Source organism: Streptomyces sp. NPDC000151, assembly GCF_040301705.1.
Lineage (GTDB): Bacteria > Actinomycetota > Actinomycetes > Streptomycetales > Streptomycetaceae > Streptomyces.
The window spans coordinates 15,002-39,788 of record NZ_JBEPFC010000013.1; the positions used below are offsets into that span (position 1 = coordinate 15,002).

General features: G+C 72.3%; 22 protein-coding genes. 8 read left to right on the forward strand and 14 right to left on the reverse strand.

Annotated elements, in window-relative coordinates:
- Window positions 1-9: 9 nt before the first annotated feature.
- The 6 genes from ABT381_RS06645 to ABT381_RS06670 form a co-directional block, all read right to left on the reverse strand.
- Window positions 10-2,952 carry a glycoside hydrolase family 2 TIM barrel-domain containing protein gene (locus ABT381_RS06645; protein ID WP_467754437.1) on the reverse strand — a complete coding sequence of 981 codons (2,943 nt, stop codon included), beginning with the start codon at window positions 2,950-2,952 and terminating at the stop codon, window positions 10-12.
- Between the two features lie 69 nt (window positions 2,953-3,021).
- A complete protein-coding gene (locus ABT381_RS06650) occupies window positions 3,022-4,215 on the reverse strand; it encodes an SfnB family sulfur acquisition oxidoreductase (RefSeq protein ID WP_351588697.1) in 1,194 nt (397 codons plus the stop codon).
- Window positions 4,212-4,763, reverse strand: a complete 552-nt coding sequence (ssuE, locus tag ABT381_RS06655; protein ID WP_351588700.1) for an NADPH-dependent FMN reductase — start codon at window positions 4,761-4,763, stop codon at window positions 4,212-4,214. Before ssuE ends, ABT381_RS06650 begins: the two co-directional genes overlap by 4 nt.
- Window positions 4,764-4,873: 110 nt before the next feature.
- A complete protein-coding gene (locus ABT381_RS06660) occupies window positions 4,874-6,112 on the reverse strand; it encodes an acyl-CoA dehydrogenase family protein (RefSeq protein WP_351588703.1) in 1,239 nt (412 codons plus the stop codon).
- Window positions 6,109-7,248, reverse strand: a complete 1,140-nt coding sequence (gene sfnG, locus ABT381_RS06665) for a dimethylsulfone monooxygenase SfnG (RefSeq protein WP_351588706.1) — start codon at window positions 7,246-7,248, stop codon at window positions 6,109-6,111. Before sfnG ends, ABT381_RS06660 begins: the two co-directional genes overlap by 4 nt.
- A 244-nt stretch (window positions 7,249-7,492) precedes the next feature.
- On the reverse strand, window positions 7,493-7,876 hold the full coding sequence (locus ABT381_RS06670) for a putative leader peptide (RefSeq protein WP_351588709.1): 384 nt from the start codon (window positions 7,874-7,876) through the stop codon (window positions 7,493-7,495).
- Here ABT381_RS06670 and ABT381_RS06675 point away from each other — a divergent pair.
- Window positions 7,851-8,774: a LysR family transcriptional regulator gene (locus ABT381_RS06675; protein ID WP_351588712.1), complete on the forward strand. Its 924-nt coding sequence runs from the start codon at window positions 7,851-7,853 to the stop codon at window positions 8,772-8,774. The genes ABT381_RS06670 and ABT381_RS06675 overlap by 26 nt on opposite strands.
- Here the strand turns inward: ABT381_RS06675 and ABT381_RS06680 are convergent.
- From ABT381_RS06680 to ABT381_RS06690, 3 genes are all read right to left on the reverse strand, one after another.
- Window positions 8,764-9,732 (reverse strand): aminoglycoside phosphotransferase family protein, encoded by a 969-nt coding sequence (locus ABT381_RS06680; protein WP_351588715.1) that lies wholly within the window; start codon window positions 9,730-9,732, stop codon window positions 8,764-8,766. The two genes, ABT381_RS06675 and ABT381_RS06680, sit on opposite strands and share 11 nt — an antisense overlap.
- Before the next feature lie 123 nt (window positions 9,733-9,855).
- Window positions 9,856-11,217 carry an SWIM zinc finger family protein gene (locus ABT381_RS06685; RefSeq protein WP_351588718.1) on the reverse strand — a complete coding sequence of 454 codons (1,362 nt, stop codon included), beginning with the start codon at window positions 11,215-11,217 and terminating at the stop codon, window positions 9,856-9,858.
- Window positions 11,214-14,165 carry an SCO1167/SCO6262 family helicase gene (locus ABT381_RS06690; RefSeq protein ID WP_351588721.1) on the reverse strand — a complete coding sequence of 984 codons (2,952 nt, stop codon included), beginning with the start codon at window positions 14,163-14,165 and terminating at the stop codon, window positions 11,214-11,216. Before ABT381_RS06690 ends, ABT381_RS06685 begins: the two co-directional genes overlap by 4 nt.
- Window positions 14,166-14,312: 147 nt before the next feature.
- Between ABT381_RS06690 and ABT381_RS06695 the strand changes: the two genes are divergently transcribed.
- Window positions 14,313-14,495, forward strand: coding sequence for a tail-anchor membrane protein (locus ABT381_RS06695; RefSeq protein ID WP_030612121.1), 183 nt, complete (start codon window positions 14,313-14,315; stop codon window positions 14,493-14,495).
- 104 nt (window positions 14,496-14,599) lie between these two features.
- On the opposite strand, the gene ABT381_RS06700 is transcribed toward ABT381_RS06695, so the two are convergent.
- Window positions 14,600-15,412 (reverse strand): hypothetical protein, encoded by an 813-nt coding sequence (locus tag ABT381_RS06700; protein ID WP_351588725.1) that lies wholly within the window; start codon window positions 15,410-15,412, stop codon window positions 14,600-14,602.
- Window positions 15,413-15,540: 128 nt separating this feature from the next.
- A complete protein-coding gene (locus tag ABT381_RS06705) occupies window positions 15,541-15,852 on the reverse strand; it encodes a hypothetical protein (RefSeq protein ID WP_351588728.1) in 312 nt (103 codons plus the stop codon).
- A 96-nt stretch (window positions 15,853-15,948) separates the two neighbouring features.
- Here ABT381_RS06705 and ABT381_RS06710 point away from each other — a divergent pair, with 96 nt between their 5' ends.
- The gene (locus ABT381_RS06710) at window positions 15,949-16,857 is read left to right on the forward strand and encodes an oxygenase MpaB family protein (protein WP_351588731.1); all 909 of its coding nucleotides are present in this window, start codon (window positions 15,949-15,951) and stop codon (window positions 16,855-16,857) included.
- Window positions 16,858-16,864: 7 nt separating this feature from the next.
- Here ABT381_RS06710 and ABT381_RS06715 read toward each other — a convergent pair whose 3' ends face one another.
- Window positions 16,865-17,533 carry a class I SAM-dependent methyltransferase gene (locus ABT381_RS06715; protein WP_351588734.1) on the reverse strand — a complete coding sequence of 223 codons (669 nt, stop codon included), beginning with the start codon at window positions 17,531-17,533 and terminating at the stop codon, window positions 16,865-16,867.
- Window positions 17,534-17,826: 293 nt separating this feature from the next.
- Between ABT381_RS06715 and ABT381_RS06720 the strand changes: the two genes are divergently transcribed.
- From ABT381_RS06720 to ABT381_RS06730, 3 genes are all read left to right on the forward strand, one after another.
- On the forward strand, window positions 17,827-20,043 hold the full coding sequence (locus ABT381_RS06720; protein WP_351588737.1) for a sensor histidine kinase: 2,217 nt from the start codon (window positions 17,827-17,829) through the stop codon (window positions 20,041-20,043).
- Window positions 20,043-20,465, forward strand: a complete 423-nt coding sequence (locus ABT381_RS06725) for a roadblock/LC7 domain-containing protein (protein ID WP_351588740.1) — start codon at window positions 20,043-20,045, stop codon at window positions 20,463-20,465. The genes ABT381_RS06720 and ABT381_RS06725 overlap by 1 nt, the downstream gene beginning before the upstream one ends.
- 311 nt (window positions 20,466-20,776) lie before the next feature.
- The gene (locus tag ABT381_RS06730) at window positions 20,777-21,394 is read left to right on the forward strand and encodes a GTP-binding protein (RefSeq protein WP_351588742.1); all 618 of its coding nucleotides are present in this window, start codon (window positions 20,777-20,779) and stop codon (window positions 21,392-21,394) included.
- 29 nt (window positions 21,395-21,423) lie between these two features.
- Here the strand turns inward: ABT381_RS06730 and ABT381_RS06735 are convergent, their stop codons facing one another.
- A complete protein-coding gene (locus ABT381_RS06735) occupies window positions 21,424-21,852 on the reverse strand; it encodes a PPOX class F420-dependent oxidoreductase (RefSeq protein WP_351588745.1) in 429 nt (142 codons plus the stop codon).
- A 163-nt stretch (window positions 21,853-22,015) separates the two neighbouring features.
- Between ABT381_RS06735 and ABT381_RS06740 the strand changes: the two genes are divergently transcribed.
- Both ABT381_RS06740 and ABT381_RS06745 read left to right on the forward strand, forming a co-directional pair.
- Window positions 22,016-22,423 carry a roadblock/LC7 domain-containing protein gene (locus tag ABT381_RS06740; protein WP_351588748.1) on the forward strand — a complete coding sequence of 136 codons (408 nt, stop codon included), beginning with the start codon at window positions 22,016-22,018 and terminating at the stop codon, window positions 22,421-22,423.
- Between the two features lie 79 nt (window positions 22,424-22,502).
- Entirely contained in the window at window positions 22,503-23,873 is a 1,371-nt protein-coding gene (locus tag ABT381_RS06745; protein ID WP_351588751.1) for a DUF6397 family protein, read from the forward strand.
- Here ABT381_RS06745 and ABT381_RS06750 read toward each other — a convergent pair.
- Window positions 23,804-24,673, reverse strand: coding sequence for an acyl-CoA thioesterase (locus tag ABT381_RS06750; RefSeq protein WP_351588754.1), 870 nt, complete (start codon window positions 24,671-24,673; stop codon window positions 23,804-23,806). The genes ABT381_RS06745 and ABT381_RS06750 overlap by 70 nt on opposite strands.
- Between the last annotated feature and the right edge of the window lie 114 nt (window positions 24,674-24,787).

The following is a 24,787-nucleotide window of genomic DNA, read 5'->3' on the forward strand; positions in this document are numbered from 1 at the left end:
TGAAGCCTGTCATTCCAGCAGCCGGAAGGTGAAGGCGAACGCGGCGGGAGCGGCTTCGAGGCGGTACTGCGGGAGCACGCCCGGGCCGCACGACCCGCTGCCGATCCCGTGCTGCGCATGATCCAGGTTCAGCCACACCCGGTCACCGGCCACCAGATCCGGCGTGTGCCGGGCGGCGTCCAGCTCCTCGGAGGTCCAGCGCCGCGCGGTGAAGAAGTAGTCCGGCTCTCCTTCGATACGCAGCCCCGTCCCGTCCGGACGCGTCAGCTCGGCCCACCGCACACCGATCCGCGCGCCGTTCTCCTGCGGCCGTACGTACGGGGTCTGGAGCGCGTCGACGGGCAGCGACCAGTGGCCCACGCGGGCCGCTGCGGACGTGTCCGGATACGCCTCGCCCGGACCGCCGCCGAACCACCGAACGGCGCCCAGATCGCCGTCCAGGCCCATCCGTACCCCCAGCCGCGGCAGCGGCACCGGCCAGTCGCCCTCGGGCGTCACCGCCACCTCCAGTCGCAGCGCCGCCCCGTCCGAGGTCCAGCGGTGCACCACGGCGAAGCCCAGACTCGTGGCGGCCGGCGCCACCCTGGTACGGACGACCAGCGCGTCCCCCTCCGCCGCCACCATGTCCGTACGGTGCCGCATCCGGTGCAGGCCGATCCGCCGCCACTCGGGCCCGCAGCGCTGCCCCGGCTGCCAGGGCGCGCCCTCGTCGTTGTCCGTGGGCGCCCGCCAGACGTCCAGCCGCGGGCCGGTCACGGGGAAGCCGCCGAGGCGGCCGAGGGCCCCGGTCGTGGCGTCGAAGACGCCCGGACCGAGCGTGAGGGGCCGGTCCGTGCCCCGGCGCGGGGCCGCGCTCGGCGTCCACGGCCGCGGCACCGGAAGCGGCGCGGCCGGCAGCTGTCCCCACGCGACCTCGTGCCCGGCCTCGGCCCAGGCGGCGTCCTCGGCCAGCACCGCCCGTACGGTCCACAGCGCCTCGCCGTCCCTCGGGGCGTCCTCGGGCGGCGCGGGAAGCTTCACCTCGGCGCTCTCGCCGGGCAGCAGCGGCGGCACCGTGAGGGTTCCCTCCGCGATCGGCCGGCCCTCGACCTCGTAACTCCACGGGAAGGCGAGCGCGGAGAGGTCGGCGAAGTCGTGCAGATTGGTGACGCGCACCGCCCCGGGGGCGCCGTCCGGACCGGCCGCCTCGAAGCGGACCGGCTCGATGACCTTCTTGTACTCGATCAGCCCGGGGGAGGGCGCGCGCTCTGGGAAGACCAGCCCGTCGCACACGAAGTTGCCGTCGTGCAGCTCCTCGCCGAAGTCCCCGCCGTACGCGTGGTACCGGACGCCGTCCGCGGTGTACTGCCGCAGCCCGTGGTCGATCCACTCCCACACGAAGCCGCCCTGGCAGCGCTCGTAGGTCTCGAACAGCCGCTGGTACTCGCTCAGCCCGCCGGGCCCGTTCCCCATGGCGTGCGCGTACTCGCACAACACGAAGGGCAGGCCGCGGCGCCGGGCATCCAGAGTGGCGTCCGGGAGCGGCTCCTCCGTACGCCGCCCGATCCGTTCGACCTCGGCGTGATCCGCGTACATCCGGGAGTAGACGTCGGTGTCGGCGCAACTCGGGTCGCCCTCGTAGTGCAGCGGCCGGGACGGATCGCGCTCCCGCATCCACGCGGCCATCGCGGACAGCCCGCGTCCGGTGCCGCACTCGTTGCCGAGCGACCACAGGATCACGGACGGGTGGTTCTTGTCGCGCTCGACCATCCGGCGGGCCCGGTCCAGCAGCGCCGGCGTCCAGCGCTCGTCGTCGACGGGATTGCCCCGCCAGTCCTGCTGTGCGAAGCCGTGCGTCTCCAGATCGCACTCGTCGACCACCCACAGCCCCAGCTCGTCGCAGAGCGCCAGGAAGGCCGGGTCGGGCGGATAGTGGCTGGTGCGCACGGCGTTGATGTTGTGCTGCTTCATCAGCAGCAGATCGCGCCGCATGACGTCCGCTCCCACCGCGCGCCCGTGGACCGGATCGAACTCGTGCCGGTTGACGCCGCGCAGCAGAATCGGCCGCCCGTTGACCTTCAGCAGCCCGTCCTCGACGACGACCGTGCGGAACCCGATGCGCAGCGGCACGCGCTCCCCGGAGGTGGCCAGCTCCGCGTCGTACAGCCGGGGCGTCTCCGCCGTCCACGGCTCGACCGGCACCGTCGCGCTCTCCCCGGTCGCCAGGTCCAGGCCCAGCTCCGGTACGGTCACCCGCCCCGCCGGGTCGCTGTCCACCCGCAGCGTGCCCTGCCCGGTGCGGTGGTCGTACCCGGCGTGCACGAAGGCGTCCCGCACCGCGCCCTCAGGGCGGTGCCGCAGCTCCACTTCGCGGAAGACGCCCGGCAACCACCACTGGTCCTGGTCCTCAAGGTAGCTGCCGGACGACCACTGGTGGACGCGGACGGCCAGGACGTTGCGCCCGGGCCGCAGCAAGGAGCCCGCCTCGAACTCGTGCGGCAGCCTGCTGCCCTTGAAGTGACCCAGCTCGCTGCCGTTCAGCCACACCCGGGCACAGGACTCGACGCCCCCGAAGTGGAGCACGGCGGAGCCCGCCGGCCAGTCGGCCGGGAGGTCGAACGCGTACCGGTGGTCGCCGGTGGGATTCTCCTCCGGCACCCGGGGCGGGTCCACAGGGAACGGATACCCGGTGTTCGTGTACACCGGAGCACCGTGCCCCTGGAGGACCCAGTGGCCCGGCACCCGCAGCTCCTCCCATGCCGAGTCGTCGTACTCGGGGCGGGCGAAGCTCGCGTCCTCGGTGGCCGCGGTCGGCGACAGCCGGAACCGCCAGGTCCCGCCGAGCGACAGCCGGGCGGCGTCCGACCCGGGCAGCCGGGCACCGGGCGGCAGACAGCCGCTGCCCGGCATCACGTCTTCGTAGTACGGCACGTCTTCTTCGGAATGCGGCACATCTTCCTCGTACGTCACCATTCCGTCAGCGAAACATGCGTGCCTCACCATGGCGACCACATTCCGCCGATTACCGGGTGCGCCGGCGATTCACAGGAGGCCGTGCCGGGGCGGCTTGGTGCCGTTCAGGACGTACCGCCCGATGTGCTGCACCTTCCAGCGCACGGGGTCGTGCAGCGTGTGGGTGCGTGCGTCGCGCCAGTGCCGGTTCAGGTTCAGGCCGTTCAGCGCCGCGCGGGTGCCGGCCCCCTCGAACAGCGCGCTGCCGGTCTCCACCGCCGCCCGTGCGGCCTGCACCTTGGCGGCGGCCACCGCGATGGATGCCTCCGCCGCGCTGTCGTCCGTGAGGTCACCGGTCGCCGCGTCGACGCCGCGGGCCGCCTCCGCCAGCAGCGCGCCCGCGGCTCGCGCCTTCAGGGCCAGCTCGCCGAACTGCTGGATCAGCAGCGGGTCCTCAGCGGCGGTCTCCAGCCCGCTCTCGAACCACGGCCGGCTCTTGACCCGGACGAACTCCGCCGCCTCATTGAGCGCGCCCTCGGCGATCCCGGTGTCGATGGCCGCGTGCAGCAACTGAGCGAGCGCGCCGTGCAGCTGCGGGCCCCGGAAGGTGAGGTGGTGCGGCACCACACGGTCGCGCGGGACCAGGACGGATTCCAGCCGCACCGTTCCGCTGGCGGTGGTGCGCTGGCCCATGCCGTCCCAGTCGTCCACGACGGTCACACCGGGCGCGTGACGCGGTACGTAAGCGACGTGCAGCTCTTCGTCGGCGCCGCGGGCCAGCACCGGGATCCAGTCGGCGAACAGGGCGCCCGTGGAATAGTGCTTGACGCCCTCCAGGACGTACGAGCCGTCCGGCTGCGGGACGAGCCGGGTGCGGATGTCCTGGACGTGCTTGGTGCCCGCCTCCGACTGGGCGTTGCCCAGCCGCCGCCCGGCCAGCACCTCCTCGAAGAAGAACTTCTGCTGCTCCGCGGTCCCCTGTCGGCGCAGCACCGCCACGTACACGAAGTGGCTCTGCGGAATCTGCGCCAGGCTCGCGTCGGCGCTCGCCAGCAGCCGGAAGACCCCGGCGAGCGTCTCGGCCGTCACGTCCGCGCCACCGTGCGCGCGCGGCACCGTGATGCCGAGCAGGCCGCTGTCGGAGAGCCGGTCCAGCTCGACCCGCGGCAGCCGGCGCTCGGCGTCCCGGTGCGCCGCGCCGGTACGGAACTCCGCCGCCAGTTCGGCCGCGACCGCCAGCGCCTCCGCGTCGTCGGCGATCACATGGGCGACGGGGCCGGTCACGCCGCGACCCGCAGGGGCGCGCGGTCCAGCGCCGCCGCGAATTGCCCGAGCACACCGTCCAGCGCCTCGCGCGTCCCCGGTGTCACGTGGACGCCGCCGCCCTCCTGGACGGTGATGTCGCGGTCCAGGACGAACCAGCCCTGCACGATGTGCGAGGCGCCCATCGAGGAGAGCACGGGCCGCAGCGCGTAGTCGATGGCGAGGACGTGCGCCGTGGACCCGCCGGTGGCCAGCGGCAGCACGGTCTTGCCGGCCAGCGCGTACTGCGGCAACAGGTCGAGCAGGGACTTGAGCAGGCCGGAGTAGGCCGCCTTGTAGACGGGCGTGCCGATGACGATGCCGTCGGCCTGTTCGACGAGCCGGGTGGCCCGGACGATCGCCGGGTGCCCGAAGTCCGCGCCCAGCAGAGCCTCCGCGGGCAGCGTCCGGACATCCAGCGGGATCACTTCGTGTCCTTGTTCAACAAGGGCGGTGTCCAGGTGGCGCAGCAGTCGCGCCGTACGAGACGTGGGGGAGGGGCTTCCGGAGAGGGACAGCACGGTGGCCATGGAGGTTCACCTCGGGGTGTGTGGTGGTGCGAACACGTATGAGAGGAGCGGCGGGCCCGCCCGGTTCGGGCCCGCCGCGGTGTGCCTACGAGTACCGGGTGGCGGGGGGCTTACGAGTACCAGGTCGGCTCCGGCAGTTCGCCCGTGAGCACGAAGCGGCCGACCTCGCGGCGCTTGTAGGCGACGGGGTCGTGCAGGGTGTGCGTACGGATGTTGCGCCAGAAGCGGTCCAGGCCCTCGGCGGTCGCCGTCGACCGCGCGCCGGTCACCTCGAAGATCCGGTTCGCCACCTCCAGGGCGACGTCCGTGGCACGCGCCTTCACGGCCGCCACCCGCACCTCGTGCTCACCGCGGTCCCGCTCGGTCACCGCATCGGGGTCGGAGTGCAGCGCCCAGCCCTCCTCGGCCACCTGGTCGGCCAGCGCCTCGACGGCCCACAGCTTCGCCGTCAGGTCCCCGTACGTGTCGATGACGTACGGCTCGTCGACGGCCCGCTCGTGGCCGCCGTGCAGCCAGGAGCGGGCCTTGGTACGGGTGTAGGTCCCCGCCGTCTCCAGCGCGCCGGCCGCGATCCCCAGGTAGAAGTGCGCGAACACCAGCTGGATGGTGGGCACGTTGAGGGTGTTGTAGACACGTCGCTGGAACGACTTGTCGACGTAGCCCGCCGCCGCGCTCCACGGGACGCGTACCCCGTCGATCGTCACACTGCCGCTCTCCGTGAGCCGCTGCCCGATGTTGTCCCAGTCGTCGTGGAAGGCCAGGCCCGCACTGTCGGACGGCACGATGGCGAAGACATGGTCGCCCTCGGGGTTGTCGGGCCCCACGCTGCCCTCCAGGACGCCCTCCAGCACGGTGACGTCGGAGACCCTGCTGCCGGTCGAGAAGGACTTCCGCCCGGTGAACGTCAGGGTGTCGCCCTCGTCCCGTACGACGACGTCGTTGTCGCGCGGGTTGACGGCGCCCCCGAAGAACCAGCGGTTGCGGGCGGCCTCGGCCTCCACGTGCTCCCACTGCTCCCGGGTGCCGACCAGCCGGGCCGCCCAGTTCCACAGGTAGTGATAGCCGAGCAGCTGACCGATCGACCCGTCGGCCTTGGCGACCTCGCGCACCACCCGGTACGCGGTCGGCCAGTCCTGGCCGCCCCCGCCGTGCTCCACCGGCCCCAGCAGGGTGACCAGGCCGGAGTCCTTGAGCAGCTGGACCTCGTCGTACGGGGTGGCGCCGGACCGGTCCCGGGCGGCGGCGTCGGTCGCGAGGACGGCGGCGACCTCTGCGGCGCGGTCGACCCAGGCAGCGGAAGTGGCGGGCGCGGGGCGGTGCTGCCAGTCGGTGTGTGCGGCGGTGCTCATACCAGTGCTCCTTCGGTGAGGTTCTTGTCCTGGGCTTCCAGTTCGCGTACGAGCGGCAGCACCCGCTCGCCGAAGTACTCGACCTCTTCCAGGTAGTGCAGGAAGCCGAGCAGGAAGAGGTCGACGCCGAGCCGCTTGTAGGCCACGATGCGCTCGGCGATCTGTTCCGGTGTCCCGATCAGCCCGGTACGGAACCCGTCGTTGTACTGCACCAGGTCCTCGAACGAGGAGTCCTGCCACATGCCCTTGCCGTCCGCGGTGGAGCTGCCCGCCTGCTGGACCGCCTGGCCGAAGCCGCGGACCGCCTGTGTGTCCGCCTGAGCGACGATCTCGCGCAGTACCTCCCGGGCCTCCTTCTCGGTGTCCCGGGCGATCAGGAAGCCGTTGAGGCCGAATTTCGGCGCCGTGCGGCCGGCGGCCGCGGCGGCCGCACGGACGTCGGTGAGCTGCTCGGTGACTCCGTCGAAGTCCTTGCCGTTGCTGAAGTACCAGTCGGAGACCCGGCCGGCCATCGCGCGGGCCGCGGTGGAGTTGCCGCCCTGGAAGATCTCCGGGTGCGGGCGCTCCGCGGTGTTCAGCGGCTTCGGCTTCAGCGAGAAGTCCCGGATCCGGTAGAAGTCGCCGGCCAGTTCGGCGTGGTCCTCGGTCCACACCGCCCGCAGGGCGCGGATGAACTCCTCGGCGCGTCGGTAGCGTTCGTCGTGCTCCAGCCACGGTTCGCCGAGCGCGGTGAACTCCTGCTTGAACCAGCCGCTGACCACGTTGACGGCGAACCGGCCGCCGGAGAGGTGGTCGGCGGTGGCCCCGAACTTGGCGAGCACGCCCGGGTGCCACAGCCCCGGGTGGACGGCGGCGATGACCTTCAGGCGCTCGGTGGCGAGCAGCAGCGCCAGGCTGAACGAGGTGGACTCGTGCTGGTTCTCGGCGCCGTAACTGGCCATGTAGCGGACCTGGCTCAGCGCGTATTCGAAGCCGTTGTCCTCGGCGAGCCGGGCGAGCTTGCGGTTGTACTCGTAGCCCCAGTCGGTGCGCTGCTCGATGGTGCTGGTGACCAGGCCACCGCTGACATTGGGCACCCAGTAGGCGAACCGCGCCGGGCCGCCGGCGGGCTGTGGAACATGAGCGGATGCGGACATGGAAGAACTCCGGATCGCTGAAAAAGGGCAGGGGGAATCGAGGTGTCGGGGTGCGGAGAAAATACCCGTCAGGGCAGGCGGATTCACCGGCGGAGATAATGAACGGAAAGGCCACGGAAAGCCGTGGGAATCCGTGAAAAAGAGACCGCAGCGCGCGCGAACAGGCGTGAATTGTGGGGAGCGCGCGGCGCGCGTATGCGGAATTACCGGACCGGTGAGTGTCCGTGGAAAGAGAAGGCGGCGCTCAGGCCGAGGGGCGACACAGGGCGCTGGAGACCCGGACGAGGTCGACGTGACGCCGCTCCGTCAGGCGCTCCGTCAAGCGCTGCGGCAGACTCGGTCGCGGCTTCATCAACACGTCACCTCCCTGCAACATTTCTTCCGAAACAGGCCGTGAACGGCCTCCGGCCGGGCCTTCCGGGTAATTCCCGGCGGCGCTGTCGGTGAGTTTACCGTCAGGATGCCGCATCGGTCGATTCGGCATCCTTGAGGTGGTGATAGGTTCCCCCTTGAAGCGGCGCTCCGTCAATATGCAGCGGCAGATCGACACCGGCAGTCGGACATGCGGGAATCGATCCCGGCCCACCGAAAGGAAAGCAGCCGTGCGGACGGAACAACTGGAGTACATAGAGGCCGTGACCCGGCTCGGTTCGCTGCGCCGCGCAGCCGACGCGCTGCATCTGTCACAGCCCGCGCTGAGCGAAACGGTCCGGAATCTGGAGCGCGAACTCGGCGTCGACCTGCTCGACCGCAAACGTTCCGGCGCGAAAATCAGCGACGAGGGGCGGGAGCTGCTGCCGCACATCATCGGTGTGCTCGACGCGGTCGACAAACTCCGCAGCGCCGCCGACCAGCAGCACCACATCAGCCGCACGGTGCGCCTGGGTACCGTCAACGCCGCCACCGTGCCGCTGCTGGTACCGGCCGTCCAGGCCTTCCGCCGCAGCCACCCGGCCACACAGGTCGAGGTGGTCATGGAGCAGCAGAACGGCATCCACCACGGTCTGATGGACGGCGGATTCGACCTCGGTCTGGTCAACTACCTCCAGGGCGACGACCTGCCGCCCGACCTGCACACCACCGAACTGCTCCGCGGCCGCCCCGTCGTCTGCGTCCGCCCGGACAGCCCGCTGGCCGCCCTGAGCGCCGTGAGCGTGGCGGACCTGCTCGCCGAGCCGCTGATCGTGATGCGCGCCGGCTATGTGATGCACCGCTACGTCCACCGGCTGCTGGCGGGCCGCACGCCGTCCTTCTCGTACTCCACCGACGGCGCCGAGATGGGCAAGCTGATGGTCGCGGAGGGGCTGGGTGCCACCGTGCTGCCCGACTACAGCGTCCTGGGCGACCCGCTGCAGCGCTCCGGCGCCCTCACGTGCCGCCCGCTGCTCGGCGACGGCACGGAGGTCCACATGGCCGTACAGCGCCGCCGCGCCGGCGCCGTCCCCAGGGCCGCCCGCGACCTGCACGAACTGCTGGTGCAGCGGGCGGCGGAGCACCGGACGGCACAGGTCTCCGCTATCGGGTGAGGAGGTCCGGGCCGAGCGGAGGACGTTCGCGCCACTGGTCGACCATGAGGGCCAGCATCGAACCCAGTTCCGGCATCGAGGGCACGACGGCCAGCGCCCCCACCACCTGCAGCAGCCGCGCCCGCTCCATGACGTCCAGCAGCGGGCGGTCCAGGCGGTGGCCGCTCGCGCGCTCGTACTCCGCTGTCGCCCGCGGCGTCACCATGGCCAGGTCCCACTCCACTGGGCCGCGGGTGACGTCCTCGAAGTCGCTGAAGAGATGCCCCTCGGCGGTCCGCAGGAGGTTGTACGACGGCCCGTCCCCGTGCAGTGGCTGTATGCGGACCCCGGGGAAGTGGCCGGGCAGGTCGGCAGCGAGCGCTTCGAGGACCGCGTACTCCTGCTCCGCCCGGTCCAGCTCGGCGGTCGTCAGCCCCTGCGGCTCCTTCCGCAGCGCGGCCAGCAGCGGCGCGAGGGTGGGCACCACGGGGGACAGCACGGGCAGCTCGCCCGGATACCGGGCCAGGAAGCCGTGCAGTTGCGCCGTCCAGCCCGTCTGCTCGACGAAGCGGTCCTCCAGCGCCTCCGGACCGGCCGCGACGGCCTCGCGCAACGGGTCCTTCTCGTCGACGTACTCCCAGAAGGTCAGCGACCTGCCGTCGCACGCGACGGGTTCCCGCGGCACCAGCGGGCTGGGCCGTACGACCGGCGCTCCCGCGTCGGCCAGCCAGCCCGCCACGTCCAGTTCGCGCCGCTGCTTGACCGCCTGCTCCTCGGCGGACACCAGGGCGAGCGACGGTACGCGGGCGACCACCGGGTCCGGCGCGAGGTGCACCAGTACGTTGAACACGTCGTGCAGCACCCGTGGTTCGCCCGCCCGCAGCCCCAGCCGGCGCGCGGCTCTGACCGCGATACGGACGGCGCGCTCGGCACGTTCTCTGACGGGACTGCCGGAGGGCTCCGGGTTCGGATTCGCCATGGCCCGATCATGACGACCGGTGTGTGCGGTGTCGACGCAATTTCCGGCGTGGAGCGGGCCTTTGGGGCACTTGGGGTACTTAGGGTGCTTGAAGAGTCACTCCCCTCAGGGCCCGCGTACTGCCTACCCTGTGTACGCCCCTTCCTCCGCCAGAAGGGACGCGAGCGCCGCTGCGGGGTCCTCGTCCGGCGGCCCCGAGGGCAGCCAGCGGCCCTGCTCCTTCCGGTACGGCCACCAGCGGCCGTCCCTGCCCAGCCGCAGCTGCGCGGCGGTGCCGACCACCGTCCACCGGTTGCGGGTGACCCGGAACCGGGGCCGGTCCGCCTCGTCCGCCCACGCGGCGGCCAGCCCCGTGGTGGCGCGGTCCAGCGCTTCGGGTCCCGGGGCCCACTCCTCCTCCAGTACCGCGAGCCCGGCCGGGCCGCCCTGTCGCCATGCCCGTACGGCCGCCGCCAGGCCCCTGGCGTCCCGCCCGGAGGCCGCCGCGAGCCGTTCGGCGACCGGCGCGGGCGGGCCGGCCGCAGCGAGCCGTACGAGGTCCTCAGCGGGCGTCGGTCCGCTCGCCGGCGGGGTGTCCGCGTGCCAGGTGGACAGCGCCTCGGCGAGCAGCCTCCCGGCCCGCTCCGCGGTGTCCCCGATGAGGAACTCCAGGGCCGGTACATCGATGCCGGGCGCCGGCGCGGTGCCGCCGCCCAGCGCGGGCGCGGTGCCCGGCTCGCTCACCGGGGGCGGAGGCGGCGGCAGCGGCGGCAGGACCTCCTGGGCCGCGAACGCCTCGGCCGCTGGCACACCGTCCTCGGCCTCCGTCGTGCCGGTCTCCTCGCCCGGCTCCGGCGCGTACGTCTGTGCGCGCGCCGCACTGCGCGCCTGGAGCTCGCCCAGCAGCCCCTCCTCGCCGCGCCCGCGCAACAGGAGCAGCACGAACGGATCCTGGTCCAGCAGCCGCGCCATCTGATAGCAGAGCGCGGCCGTATGGGCGCAGTGGTCCCATGCCTCGCAGTCGCAGGACGGCTCCAGGTCGCCGATCCCGGGGAGCAGTTCGACGCCGGCCGCCGCCGCGTCCTCGACGAGCTGCGGCGGCATGTCACGGTCCAGTAGCGCGGCGATGTGCCCCGCCCGGTCGGCGACCATGTCCAGGAAGCGGTCCCAGTCCGCCGCGCCCAGCTCCTGGAGCAGCACGTCCGAACGGTGCGGGGTGCGGTCACGGTCCTGTACGACGGCGGTGATCCGCCCCGGCCTCACGGACACCGCGCCCACCGCCCCCGCGCGGGCGTGCCGGCGCCCCAGCTTCAGCTGCGCGTTGTCCAGCGCCGTGTCCTCCAGCGCCTTCAGCCACGCCTGTCCCCACCAGGTGCCCGCGAAGCCGCGCCCATGGGCGGGCGGCAGCGCGGCGAAGGTCCGCTCGGACCGCCCCGCGTGCTCGTCCCCGTACGTGCCGTCGGTCTCGTCGTCGTACGCGCTCCCGGCGCCGTGGAAATCGCTCATCGTTCGCTCCCTCGAAGCTCCACCAGGTCGGCCAGTTGCGCGTCGGTCAGCTCGGTGAGCGCGGCTTCTCCCGAGCCCAGTACGGCATCCGCCAGCCGCTGCTTGCGGGCGAGCATGTCGGCGATCCGGTCCTCCACCGTGCCCTCGGTGATCATGCGGTGCACCTGCACCGGCTGGGTCTGGCCGATGCGGTACGCGCGGTCGGTGGCCTGTGCTTCGACAGCCGGGTTCCACCACCGGTCGAAGTGCACGACGTGCGAGGCCCGGGTGAGGTTCAGCCCGGTGCCCGCCGCCTTCAGAGACAGCAGGAACACGGGCACGTCGCCGTCCTGGAAGCGCTGCACCAGTTCCTCCCGGCGCGCGACGGGCGTACCGCCGTGCAGCAGTTGGCTCGGCACGCCGCGCGCCGCCAAGTGCGCCTCCAGAAGCCGCGCCATCCGCACGTACTGGGTGAAGACCAGCACGCCGGCCCCCTCGGAGAGCAGGGTGTCCAGCAGTTCGTCCAGGAGTTCCACCTTCCCCGAGCGTTCGGCGAAGCGCCGCCCGGGGATCTGCTCGACACCCTCCTCCTTCAGGTACTGCGCGGGGTGGTTGCAGATCTGCTTGAGCGAGGTCAGCAGCTTGACCACGAGGCCGCGGCGGGCGAAGCCGTCCGTGCCCGCGATGTCGGCGAGCCCCTCGCGCACCACCGCCTCGTACAGCGCGGCCTGCTCCCCGGTGAGCGCCACCGCGCGGTCGGTCTCCGTCTTGGGCGGCAACTCGGGCGCGATGCCCGGGTCGGACTTGCGGCGGCGCAGCAGGAACGGCCGTACAAGCCGCGCCAGGCGCTCCGCTGCGGCGGGGTCCGCACCGCCCTCGACGGCCAGCGCGTAGCGCGTACGGAAGCGGCCGAGGGGGCCCAGGAGGCCCGGCGTGGTCCAGTCGAGGATCGCCCACAGCTCGGAGAGGTTGTTCTCCACCGGGGTGCCGGTCAGCGCCACCCGGGCACCGGCCGGCAGCGTCCGCAGCTGCCTGGCGGTGGCGGAGAACGGGTTCTTCACGTGCTGGGCCTCGTCGGCCACGACCATGCCCCAGCCCACTTCGGCCAGCTTTTCGGCGTCCACCCGCATCGTGCCGTACGTCGTCAGTACGACCTCGCCGTCCGCCAGGTCCGCGAGGCTGCGCCGCCCCGCGTGGAACCGGCGCACGGGGGTGCCCGGCGCGAACTTCTCGATCTCCCGCTGCCAGTTGCCCATCAGCGAGGTCGGGCAGACCACGAGAGTCGGGCCCGCGCGCTCCGGCGCGGCCTGGCGGTGCAGATGGAGCGCGATCAACGTGATCGTCTTGCCCAGTCCCATGTCGTCGGCCAGGCAGCACCCGAGGCCGAGCGACGTCATACGGTGCAGCCAGCCCAGGCCGCGCAACTGGTAGTCGCGCAGCGTCGCGGCGAGCGCGGTCGGCTGCGCAGGCGCGTCGTCCCCCAGACGTTCCGGGTCGGCGAGCCGGTCGCGCAACTGGCGCAGCGGGCCGGACGCCTGTACTTCCACATGCTCGCCGCGGCCGGTCTCGACCGCTCCCGTGAGCGCTGCCCCGAGCGCGTCCATGGGCGTGACCTTCCGGTCCCGGCGCTCGTGTGCGGTGCGCAGCGCTTCGGGGGCGACGAGCACCCACTGGTCGCGCAGCCGCACCAGTGGCCGTCCGGCCTCCGCCATCCGGTCCAGCTCCTCCCGGCTCAGCTCCTGCTCCCCGATGGCGAAGCGCCAGCTGAACGAGAGCAGCGCATCGGCGGAGAGCAGCGACGGCAGCGCGGACTCCGTGCGGTCCGGCGCCGGCTCCGCAGAAGCCGTCGCCTCCGGTGGGCCCACGACGGCACGTGTGGTGAGGGTGCGGGCGAGTTGCTTGGGCCAGTGGACCTGTACACCGGCGGTGGCGAGTGCCCGTGCGCCGGGCCCCAGCAGCTCGCCGATCTCCTCCTCGGCGAGCTCGAGGACGTCCGGTACGGCGGCGGAGAGCAGCGGCTCCAGCGGTGCCCAGGCGGCGGCTGCCCGCCGCAGCGTCAGCAGCGTGTCCGTGCGGGCGCGCGCCCCGAAGGCTTGCCCCGCCGGCGAGTCGCCGGCCCACACGTCCGAGACGTCGGCGACCAGGGCGGGGTCGGTGAGGCTGTGCAGCTGGAGCACGGCGGTGAAGCGCGCAGGAGTGGGCCCGCCGCGGAAGCCGAGATCGCCGTCCTGGCCGTCCAGCCCCGCGATCTCGATGCGGAGGGAGAGACGCACGCCCGCGTCGTGTCCGGCCGCCACATCGGCCGCCCAGGCCCGCTGCTCGGGGATGTGCTGAGGAGCCTCCGCCGCGTACGCGGGGCCGCCGACGGCCGTCACAGCTGCGGGGGAGCGCGGCAGCCCGTCGGCCACGGCGTCCAGGAACGAGCGCAGCAGCCGCTCCGGCGCGGGCAGCCGTACCGGGGAGGTACCGGGGAGCGGCGTGGCGTGCGCGTACGGAGGCATCGCGGCGGCGAGCTCCCGTATGCGGGCGATGTCCTCCGGTTCCAGCGGTCCGCACCGCCAGGCGTCGTGCTCGTCGGCACTCAGCCCGGGCAGCAGCCTGCCCCGTGCCACGAGGTGCAGCGCGACCACGGAAGCGGCGCCCCAGAAGGCCGCGGCGGGGTGCGCGGTACGGGAGACGCGTGCCCGGGTCAGTACGGGGAGCGCGGCGGCGACCGGCAGGAAGAGCGCGGGCACCTCACGGGTGACGACCTGGCCCTCTTCGGAGGGCAGGGCGACGGTCAGCCTCTCGGCGGACACGGTGCCCGCGGCGAATCCATCGGGAAGCGGCTCGCCATCGGGCGACGGCCCGCCATCGGGCCACCAGAAGGCGATCCGTCCCGTACGCGGCGGATCACCTGGCACGTACACGGCGGCGCACCGGGAGAGTCCGGAGAGCCGGTCGAGGGTGAGCGCGGGAAGTAGTGGCACGTGCCGACGGCTCCTCAAGTTTGACTACTTGCCTTTGGAGCGGCCGAGGGTACAACACGATCCGTGCCGGCGTGGAACCTCCGGCGCCGATTCGGCGTTCAATGGAAGACAACGAACGCGGCATCCGCCGCGGAAAGGGCGTGAAGGATGTCCACACGTGCGAAGGTCGCCGTCGGCGGCGTGGCGGCAGGCGTGATCCTGCTGTGGCTGCTGCCGTTCTGGGCGGCGCTGCTGGTCATGATCGGGGTGCCCGCGATCGCGTATCTGACGCTGGACCCCTCGCAGCGGCGGCGGCTGCGCCGCGTCACCCGCAAGGAGCTGGGCCGCTGAGTACCCCGGACGCCGCGCCGGTGCGGTCGGCGCCCGGGTGACCGGTGCGCGGCGCCACCGCGGCCGCGGCGCGGCCGTGACGCCACCGCGCGCGGTGCGCTGCCTCAGGCCGGCCGGGCCGCCATCGCGTCCAGCGACTCCAGCAGCCCGGGAAGCTCCGGACCACGGCCCACGGGAAGGACCTCGCCCGGCTCGTCGTCGAGCAGGACGAAGGCGATGTCGTCGGTCCGGGCGACGAGGCTCCAGCCCGGCCCGTCCACGCGCAGGGTGCGCGCCTCACCGGCGGCGAAGGACGAACGCACCCGCCCCGGCGGCGGAGGCTGTCGCACGTACTCACGCGCCTCGTCCAGCACCCGCCGCACCCCCGCGTGCGGCTTGGCGCCGGGATCGACGAACGTGACCTCGCCCTCGACCTGCTCGCGCCACACCGCCCACTGCAGGGCGATCTCGTCCGCTCCGAGGCGCCGTTGGGCCGGACCCCACTCCAGCGCGTCCGGAGGCGTCAGCGGCTCCGGATCGCCCTCCTCGGGCGCCGGGTCGTGCGGTGCCGGCACCCCGGGCGCCGCCACCGCGAGCGCGAGCGGCCAGCCCGGCAGGGCCGCGACGATGCTGTGCTCGTCGGGGGAGAGGTCGTACTCCATACCGCAGTCCCAGGCGGCTATCGCGCAGGCGACCAGCGAGACGTCCTCGGTCGCGACGGTCCAGCGCGCGCCCCGGCCGTCCTGGCCGAGCACGAGCCCGTAGCCCTCCTCGTACGGCTCCAGGCGCAGCTTGGCGCAGACCTCTGGATAGTCGTCACCGAGCACGCTCGGGAACTGCCCCGGCGTCAGCAGCACCGCGGTCAGTACGAACAGCTGGTCGTCATCGACCTCGCCGACGTAGCTGCCGTCGCCGACGGCGCCCTCCGTCGCGGACACTGGGCCTCCCACTCGTTCGCGGCCGGGGCAGGTGCCGACCGCACAGATCACGTCGTCGGCGCACCTTAATTGGCCGGACAGGCGATTGTCACGGCCCGTGTGCCCGCTCCCGGTGAATCCGGCGCGGCTCAGGCAGCCGGCAGGCTCAGCAGGTCCCTGGCCACTTCCTGCGGCGACTGGCGGCGCTCCCGCGCCAGCGCGATCAGCGCCCGGCACGCCAGTTCGTTGATGCCGAAGGCGAGTGCTTCAGGGGACACCCAGTCCGCGGCCTCGGCGCCGCGGTCCTCGTCCCCTTCGGCGCACGCTGCCACATGCGTGGCCGCGGCCTCGAAGAGGTTGTGCGCGCCCTTCCTTGCCGGCTCCCGCTCCGGACGTGGTGGCCGCGGTCCGAACAGGCCATGGGCGAGACGGAGCCGGAGTCTGCGAAGGAGGTCGGTCATCATTCCTCCATGCCGGTAGAGAAGCGTATGGCGCCTTTCAAGTCTCCCCTCTCCCCGTAGGGTTGGACCTTCGGCGACGAAAGGGACGGTGTTCTCGTGGGGCGTTACGACTTCCTCAAGGAGATTCAGCGGCTGGATCCTGAGCGCGACTTCCTGCGGATCTTCCGCATCACGGTGACGCACGAGTTCCCATGGGACATCACCAGAGCGCTTGAACTCGCCCTTTACCGTACGTATGCGGTGCCCAGCATCGGCCGTCTGCTCGCGGAGACCGCGGAGCTGACGGAGCGTACGCAAAAGCGCTACGACGACACCGCGCTCCTTCTGGACTCGGTCGTCGAGCACGGCTTTGAGACCGAGGACGGCCGCACGGCCATCCGGCGCATCAATCAGATGCACCGCAGCTACGACATCAGCAACGACGACATGCGTTATGTGCTGTGCACGTTCGTGGTCGTACCGAAGCGCTGGATCGATCAGTACGGCTGGCGGCGGTTGAGCGAGCACGAGAAGCGCGCGATGGCGGCCTACTACAGGACGCTCGGCGAGCACATGGGTATCACCGACGTGCCCCGGACCTACCAGGAATTCGAACGCTACCTGGACGACTACGAACACGAGCACTTCGGCTGGGATGAGGGCGGCAGGCGCGTCTCGGACGCCTCGCTCGACCTGATGGCCGGGTGGTACGGACCGCTGGCCCCCGTAGTGCGCGCCGGGAGCAAGGCCCTCCTGGACGACGCGCTGCTGGACGCGTTCCGCTACGACCGGCCGCGCCCGGCAGTACAGGCCGCCGTACGCGGCGCGCTGCGGCTGCGCGCCAAGGCCGTCCGCCTGCTGCCGCCGCGTCGCACACCTCACTACGCCCGTCAGAACCCGGAGATCAAGGGCTACCCGAACGGTTACCGCATCGCCGACCTCGGCACCTTCCCCAAGGGCCGGCAGGGCGGCGCGGGCTGTCCGGTGCCGCACGCCGACGGCGCGGCGAAATCGAGCCGCCGTTGACGTACGGTCACCCTCCGCGCACGGCCAGCGCCAGATAGCGCGCGTCCTCGTCCATGTACTGGACCAGGTCCCAGCCGCTGCGTGCCAGCATCGGCCGGAGGTTCGGCTCCGCCCGTAGGTCGTCCGGGGTGAGCGGTCGCCCCTTACGGGCTGCGAGGGCGGCCCGGCCGATCGGGTGGAAGAGCGCCAGCCGCCCTCCGGGCCGTACGACCCTGGCCAGTTCGGCGAGGTCGTGCGGTGGGTCGGCGAGGTGGGAGATCAGCCCGGCCGCGAAGACCGCGTCCAGGGCGCCGTCCCGCACCGGCAGCGCGGAGACGTCCGCGAGCAGCAGGGCCGCCTCGGCGCCCCGCCCGGCCCGTACGGCCTCCTCCAGCATCTCCGGCGTGAGATCGGCCCCGAACACCGTGCCGGACGGCCCCACGGCGGCGCGCAGCGCGGGCAGCGCCCGTCCGGTGCCGCATCCGGCGTCCAGTACGCGATCGCCCGCCCGCAGGCCCAGCTCCGCGACGCCTGCCGCGTACGCCGGCCCGTCGTCGGGAAAACGGGTGTCCCAGTGCCGTGCCCGCTGCCCGAAGAACTCCCGCACGTCGTGCGGCCGGTGGCCGGCCCGGTCGCGGCGACCGGCGCCGTCGGCAGAGAAGCTTTCGGCAGGGGTGCTGTCGCTGAATTCGTTCATGGTGACGACATGATCCCCCATCGGCCGGGCCGTGTACGGCTTTGATCCCGCAACGACCGGAACACCCGTAGGGCGCACAGGTTCGGGCGTAGGCCGGTCGGGCGTCGGCACGGCGCCGCCAATTGCCAGCACTTCCGGACTGTACGCCCGGGGGGCGGCCCTGACGCGGCTAGCGTCCCGTGGCCATGGGACACCCGGATCGTCTTCCCGGCCCCGAAAGCCCGATTTCGTCGGGCCCACGGGGCCGTGGAGCGCACGCCGTACGGGGCGGCCGTACCCTCCGCCCCCGTACGGTGCGCGCCCGCATCAGCTGCGTGCTCGCGGTCCCCGTCGTGGCCCTGCTCGCCCTCTGGGGCTCGGAGACCGTCACCGCCGTGCAGGACGCCGCGGCAGCGCGTCAGGCGCAGCGCATCGAGGACGACGTCCGCGCGCCCGTGCACAAAGTGGTGCGGGCCCTCCAGGAGGAACGCCGAGCCGCCGTCGCGTACTTGGCGGACCCCACTCAGGCGCGCGAGAACGCCTTCGGAGCGCGGGCCAGGGAGACGGCGAAGACCGCCACCAGGTTGCGGCTGGACGGCCGGCACACGGCGCCCGAGAGCGCGGGGCTCCCGGACCGCACGGTCGGCCATCTGACGGATCTCGCCACCGCACTCGATGCCCTGCCGAAACAGCGCCGGCTGACGATGGAGCGCTCCCTCACCTGGCAGCAGGCATCCGGTCCCTACACGGCGGCCATCGCCTCGGCCTTCACCGTCAACGGAGCGCTGAACGGCCCGGCGAACGGCACACGGCTCCTCGGGGAACTGGGCCGCGCCTGTGAGCTGCTCGCCCAGGAGGACGCCGACCTCACCGCCGCCGACCTCACGGGAACGCTGGACAAGGACCGGCAGCGGTCGTTCACCGGTACCGTCGCGGCGCGGCGCCTCATGGAACGCATCGCCACCGAGAACCTGCCGACATCCGTGGACGCACCCTGGCGCACACTCGCCACTGGCCTCGCTCACGCGGACGTCCGCGCCATGGAGAGCGCGGTGAGCGCCGCCGCCCCCGGCCGCGACGCGGCACAGGCGGCCCCAGGAGCCCGCTGGCGGCCCTCGTACGAGGATCTGCGGCGCGGACTGCGGGGCATCGAGAAGGACGTGGCCGCCGACACCGCACGCCGCCCTGGCCCGCTCGTGTACGGGTTCTCGCCGTTCTCCGCAGCGGCTGTCGGCCTCGGGTTCGTCGCCCTCGTGCTCTCCCTGGTCGTCGCCGTACGGATCGGCCGCCGACTGGCCACGGAACTCACCGCCCTGCGTGACGGTGCGCTCGGCATCGCCCGGCACGAACTCCCCGAAGCGCTGCACGAAGCGCGTGCCGGCCGACAGGCCGACACCTCCACCGCCCATGAAGCACCGCCCACCGCCCACGAGACACCGACCGCCGCTGACGAGATCACACAGGTCCGCGCTGCCCTGGACAGCGTGCACCGGGCAGCGCTGGACGCGGTCGCGGAGCGGGCCGGACCGGCCGACGGCATCAGCGGCGTCTGCGTGAACCTCGCCCGCCGCAGCCAGGTCCTCCTCCACCGCCAGCTCGCCCTCCTGGACAGCATGGAACGCCGCTCCCAGGGCCCGGCCGAACTCGGCGACCTGTTCCGGCTCGACCACCTCACCACCCGTATGAGGCGCCATGCCGAGAGCCTGCTCATCCTCTCGGACGCGGCTCCCGGACGCGCCTGGCGGTCACCGGTGCCGCTCACGGGCGTGGTGCGCGCGGCGGTTTCGGAGATCGAGGACTACGCGCGCATCGAGGTGCGGCGCCTCCCCGCGGGCGTGATCCCGGGTGACGCGGTCGCGGAGCTCACCCACCTACTGGCCGAGCTCATCGAGAACGCCGCACAGTTCTCACCGCCGCACACCAAGGTGCGGGTCCAGGGAGAACAGGTCGGCACCGGGCACGTGCTGGAGATCGAGGACCGTGGGCTGGGCATGGAGGAAGCGGCACGGGACGAAGCCAACCGGCGCATCGAGCAGGCCGCCTCGCTCGACCCGTTTGACGCCGACCGACTGGGGTTCTTCGTGGTCAGCCGGCTGGCGGCCCGGCACGGCGTACGCGTCGTCCTGCGCGCCTCGGCATACGGAGGCACGACGGCGGTGGTACTTCTGCCGAACGCGCTGGTGCACGAGGCCACGCCCCCAGTACGGAGCGCGCCGGCCCGCCCGCCCCGGGATGTGCCACTGGAGCGGGTACGCGCGCACCTCGAACGCCGGACCGGCCGCGCACTGGAGCCCTCGGCAGACGCAGCCGTAACGGCCTCGCCCGATGGCGGGGCACAGCCCGACGGCCTGGACGGGCTCCCGCGCCGCATACCGCAGCGCAGCCTCGCCGTTCAGCTGCGCGACTCGCCCCCTGCCGAGGCGGACACGCCGCCCGAGGAGGAGCCCACGCTCAGCCCGGAACAGGCACGCACCCGTATGACCGCCTACCGCCACGGCTGGGCCCGCGGCTCCACGAAGGGAGAACCCTGATGCACGAGGAACGAGCGAGCGGCACACCGTCGCGTCCCCGGAGCGGCCTCGACTGGCTGCTGGACGATCTGGCCGCCCGGGTGCCGGAGGTCCGGCACGCCGTGGTGCTCTCCGGCGACGGCCTGGTGACCGGGGCCTCGGGCTCGCTCCCCCGGGAGGACGCCGACCACCTGGCGGCCGTGGCCTCGGGATTCCACAGCCTGGCCAAGGGCACCGGGCGCCACTTCTGCTCGGGCAGAGTGCGCCAGACGGTGGTGGAGATGGACAACGGCGTCTTGTTCGTCTCCGCGGCCGGGGACGGTTCGTGTCTGGCGGTGCTCAGTACGGCGGTGGCCGACATCGGGATGATCGCCTACGAGATGGCCCGGCTCGTCCGGCGCGTGGGCGAACACCTGCGTACCCCACCGCGCTTCACCACATGAGAGGCGCAGGCGGTGCGTGATGCCCCAGGACCGCCGGTGGTACACCACGTCGGCAGGGCCGCAGGTCCGCCCGCACCGGTCCACGGCCGTGCGCCACGGCGGTGATCCAGTTCACCGAATCGCCCCCGATTGTGACGCGAGAGGGATTACGGTCCTGACCGTACGTCCCGAGCACCGCACATCGGGCCACCGGACCGCTCCGGTCACATCGGCCGGCACCGGTGTGACCGGGCCCCGGCACCCACGAACGCGTCAACCTCACCTGCGCACTGGCCCCGAGTGCGCACACCGCCTCCTGGAGGACAGTACCGATGGTTTCCGCGGATTCCGTGCACCCCGGAACGGTGCAGGACGAGCCCGAGATGGCCTTGAAGATCCTGATAGCGGGCGGCTTCGGAGTCGGCAAGACGACGCTGGTCGGCTCGGTCAGCGAGATCCGCCCGTTGCGCACCGAGGAGTACCTCAGCGAGGTGGGGGAGGGGGTCGACGACACCCGCGGTGTGGACGGCAAGACCACCACCACGGTGGCCATGGACTTCGGCCGGATCACCATCAGATCGGGCCTGTCGCTGTACCTCTTCGGAACCCCCGGGCAGGAGCGCTTCTGGTTCCTGTGGGACGACCTCTCCGAAGGCGCCCTGGGCGCCGTCGTCCTCGCGGACACCCGCAGACTGGCGGACTGCTTCCCCGCGGTGGACTACTTCGAGAACCGCCGGGTGCCGTTCCTCGTGGCCGTCAACTGCTTCCCCGGAACGCGCTCCTACGGCGCGGACGACGTGTCGCGGGCGCTGGACCTGGACGGCGGTACGCCTGTGCTGCTGTGCGACGCGCGCGACCGAGATTCCGGGAAGGAAGTACTGATCCGGCTGGTCGAGCACGCAGGGCGGATGCACACGGCCCGCCTACTGGACACCGCGAGTCGCCCCTAGGTCCAGCGGTCCCGCGGCCCCGCTCGAGGTCAGGCCGCGATCTCCGCCATGGCCAGCGCCTTGTCGACATGGACCCGTACGAGCAACTCCCCGGGCACGCCATTGCGCGCCCCGAACTGCTCGGCCAGCTCTTCGCCCATGTACCGCGCGGCGATGCGGGTCGCCCACGCGCGTACCTCCGGCAGTTCCTCGCTGACCTGCGCCCGTCCCTCGATCACGACGAAGTCGAACGGCGGCCGGTCGTCGTCCACGCACAGCGCCACCCGCCCGTCCCGGAGCAGATTCCGGCCCTTCACCGTCTCTTTCCCGGTGTTGAACACCACGTCGTCGCCGTCCAGCAGGAACCACACGGGCGCGAGATGCGGCCTGCCGTCGGCCCGCACGGTCGCCAGCTTGCCCGTGCGGGTGCCGTGGGAGACGAACGCCTGCCACTCGTCCTTGGTCATCCTTCGTGCCATGGAGCCATCCTGCTGTATCCGGAGTCCCAGGAGTCGGAGGGCGCGGGCCGACGTGCCGGGCCGCTTGCCGAGAACGCCGAGGTGAGCGAGGCTGGCACAGCGGTGCGCGACACGTGGCACTGCCGACCGGTAGGTAGCACGGTGTTACGGGGAGGAAGCGGGCATGGCACTGAGCAGCGGACTGGACTGGCTGCTGGACGACCTGACACGACGCGTCGATCAGGTGCGGCACGCCCTCGTGCTCTCCAACGACGGCTTGGTCACCGGAGCGAGCGAGGGGCTGGAGCGGGAGGACGCCGAGCACCTGGCCGCGGTCGCCTCCGGACTGCACAGTCTGGCCAAGGGTTCCGGGCAGCAGTTCCGGGCGGGCCGGGTACGGCAGACCATGGTCGAGTTCGACGACGGGGTGCTGTTCGTGACGGCGGCGGGCGACGGCAGTTGCCTGTGCGTGCTGGCCGAGGCCGACTCCGACCTGGGGCAGATCGCGTACGAGATGACGCTGTTGGTGAACCGGGTCGGGGAACATCTCGGCGTCGCGGTGCGCCAGCCGGAAAGTTATCCACAGGTCTGAGGCGGGGGTTGACCCGCTGTCACACCCCGCGGCTACAGTCGTGACTGTCAGTGATTGGACTGTAGCGGGGGAGTGCGACATGACCGCGATGTACGAGGGTTCCGAGACACTCGCGATGGGGCGGGCGGCTCGTGAACTAGGGCTGAAAACAGGCGAGTTCGAGCTCGCCACGCAGCTCGAAGAAGTGATGACGGTCCTGCCGGGGCCGGGCGGCGCGCCCGGCCGGCGGCGGGTGCCGGCGGCCGAGGTCGAGCGGCTGCGGGAGGAAGAGGGATTCCCGGAAACGCTGCGTGAGCGGATCCGCGTCGTCGGCGCGACGGAGGGCGCCGAACTGCTGGGCATCGCCCCCGGCAGGTTCCTGCGTCTGGCCCGGGCGGGCTGCTTCGGCCCTGTCCGCTTTTATGTGAACCGCTACGGCGCGATCGTGTGGCAGTACCTGGCAGCGGAGCTCCAGGCTTTCGCGGGCAGGGAATGCAGCCTCATCCACGGGCCCACACCGCCGCCGATGCGCGAGCTGCTGACCCGCGGCCAGGACTGGCGGGGCCGGCTGTGGCGGAGTCGACGGGTCGCCCAGCTCGTGGAGGAGGCGGACGGCTCCTGGGCGGTCTCGGCCGTGATCGCCGCCGTACTGCCGCCGGAGGAGCTGGCATCGCTGGTACGTGACCCGGCGGAGCGGGCCTGGCTGCGCAAGCTGAGGCCACGCCTGTCGTCGGCCGGGGCGAACACGACCCGCACCCGTGAGGCGGTCGAACGCGCCGAGACGGCGGAGGAGTTCGATGAGGTGATGTGGTACCGCATCAGCCTCTCCCGGCAGCTCGACGCGGCCCGCCAGGAACACCCGGCACCGACTCTCTCCCGCCCCGGCATCGGCCCTTCGCGCCCGGACTTCGACGAATCCCGCCTTCAGGAGCCGTACGGGGCAGAGCCTTATACGGCAACGGGCCCTGCGACAGTCGGCTCTGCCAACGGTTCCGATCGGGCACCGAGCGACGAGGTCGCCGCGCCCCACGGCCCCGATGAGGCGCCGTCCCACGAGGCAACCGCGCCCAACAGCCCCAGCCCCGACGAGGTACCGAGCGGAGAGGTGGCCACACACCACAGCCCTGGAGGAGTACTCGCCCCCGAGGCAGCCGCGCGCCGTGCACGTCTCATCCGCGCACGGACAGGGACTCCGACTCCCTCCCGCACTCGGCCGAGGACGGCAGCTACCGGCGGCACCCCGCCTAGGTCCGGCGCCGACAGGCCCGGCTCGTTGTTCGGTCGGCGACGGGCCGGAAGGGTCGGCGAGGCGGCCGGACCGTCCCCGGCCCGACCGTCGACCGATCGCCCCGGTGCGCCCCCGCCCGGCCGCGGCCGCGGCTTCGCCGGCCGCTCTCGCCCTCAGTCACCCAGCTTGCGAAAGAGCCCTTCCTGGACGACCGAGACGAGCAGTCTGCCCTCGCGGTCGTAGATACGGCCACGGGCCAGCCCCCGGCCGCCGGTGGCGATCGGCGACTCCTGGTCGTAGAGGAACCACTCGTCCGCGCGGAACGGCCGGTGGAACCACATCGCGTGATCGAGAGACGCCATGTCGAATCCGCGCGGACCCCACAGCGGCTCGATCGGGATGCGCACGGCATCCAGCAGCGTCATGTCGCTGGCGTACGTCAGCGCGCAGGTGTGGACGAGCGGGTCGTCACCCAGCGGCCCGACCGCTCGCATCCACACGGCGCTGCGCGGCTCCGCACCCTCGATCTCCTCCGGCTTCCACCGCAGGCGGTCGACGTAGCGGATGTCGAAGGGCTGGCGGCGGGCCATCCGTTCCAGCGCCTCGGGCAGTCCGCCGAGGTGCTCGCGTACCTCCTCGGTGACCGTCGGCAGGTCCTCGGGAGCCGGCACCACTCGGCCGATCGGAAGTTGATGCTCGAAGCCCGGTTCGGGCTTGTGAAAGGAGGCGGTCAGATTGAAGATCGTGCGCCCCTGCTGGACGGCCACGACCCGGCGCGTGGTGAAGGAACGTCCGTCACGCACCCGCTCGACCTGGTACACGATCGGCACCCCGGGCCGGCCCGGCCGCAAGAAGTACGCGTGCAGCGAGTGGACCGGCCGGTGCCCTTCCGTGGTCCGCCCGGCGGCCACCAGCGCCTGCCCGGCGACCTGGCCGCCGAAGACCCGTTGCAGGGATTCCTGGGGGCTGCGGCCGCGGAAGATGTTCACCTCGATCTGTTCCAGATCGAGCAGGTCGACCAGCTTTTCCGCCGGATTGGTCATCTACGGGCGTCCTTCGTCGGTGTCGGAGAGGAGTCGGAGCAGAGGCGCTCGGCCGGCACGAGACCCACGGTGGTCCCTGAGCAGGCGCCCCCGGTCGGAACCGGACGGGCGCCC

Bases quoted from the DNA above. Each gene is read 5' to 3' on its own strand.
- ABT381_RS06645 (WP_467754437.1), bottom strand. From the start codon at position 2,952: ATGGTGACGTACGAGGAAGATGTGCCGCATTCCGAAGAAGACGTGCCG.
- ssuE (WP_351588700.1), bottom strand. From the start codon at position 4,763: ATGGCCACCGTGCTGTCCCTCTCCGGAAGCCCCTCCCCCACGTCTCGT.
- ABT381_RS06660 (WP_351588703.1), bottom strand. From the start codon at position 6,112: ATGAGCACCGCCGCACACACCGACTGGCAGCACCGCCCCGCGCCCGCC.
- sfnG (WP_351588706.1), bottom strand. From the start codon at position 7,248: ATGTCCGCATCCGCTCATGTTCCACAGCCCGCCGGCGGCCCGGCGCGG.
- ABT381_RS06670 (WP_351588709.1), bottom strand. From the start codon at position 7,876: ATGTACTCCAGTTGTTCCGTCCGCACGGCTGCTTTCCTTTCGGTGGGC.
- ABT381_RS06680 (WP_351588715.1), bottom strand. From the start codon at position 9,732: ATGGCGAATCCGAACCCGGAGCCCTCCGGCAGTCCCGTCAGAGAACGT.
- ABT381_RS06685 (WP_351588718.1), bottom strand. From the start codon at position 11,217: ATGAGCGATTTCCACGGCGCCGGGAGCGCGTACGACGACGAGACCGAC.
- ABT381_RS06695 (WP_030612121.1), top strand. From the start codon at position 14,313: ATGTCCACACGTGCGAAGGTCGCCGTCGGCGGCGTGGCGGCAGGCGTG.
- ABT381_RS06705 (WP_351588728.1), bottom strand. From the start codon at position 15,852: ATGACCGACCTCCTTCGCAGACTCCGGCTCCGTCTCGCCCATGGCCTG.
- ABT381_RS06715 (WP_351588734.1), bottom strand. From the start codon at position 17,533: ATGAACGAATTCAGCGACAGCACCCCTGCCGAAAGCTTCTCTGCCGAC.
- ABT381_RS06725 (WP_351588740.1), top strand. From the start codon at position 20,043: ATGCACGAGGAACGAGCGAGCGGCACACCGTCGCGTCCCCGGAGCGGC.
- ABT381_RS06730 (WP_351588742.1), top strand. From the start codon at position 20,777: ATGGTTTCCGCGGATTCCGTGCACCCCGGAACGGTGCAGGACGAGCCC.
- ABT381_RS06735 (WP_351588745.1), bottom strand. From the start codon at position 21,852: ATGGCACGAAGGATGACCAAGGACGAGTGGCAGGCGTTCGTCTCCCAC.
- ABT381_RS06740 (WP_351588748.1), top strand. From the start codon at position 22,016: ATGGCACTGAGCAGCGGACTGGACTGGCTGCTGGACGACCTGACACGA.
- ABT381_RS06745 (WP_351588751.1), top strand. From the start codon at position 22,503: ATGACCGCGATGTACGAGGGTTCCGAGACACTCGCGATGGGGCGGGCG.
- ABT381_RS06750 (WP_351588754.1), bottom strand. From the start codon at position 24,673: ATGACCAATCCGGCGGAAAAGCTGGTCGACCTGCTCGATCTGGAACAG.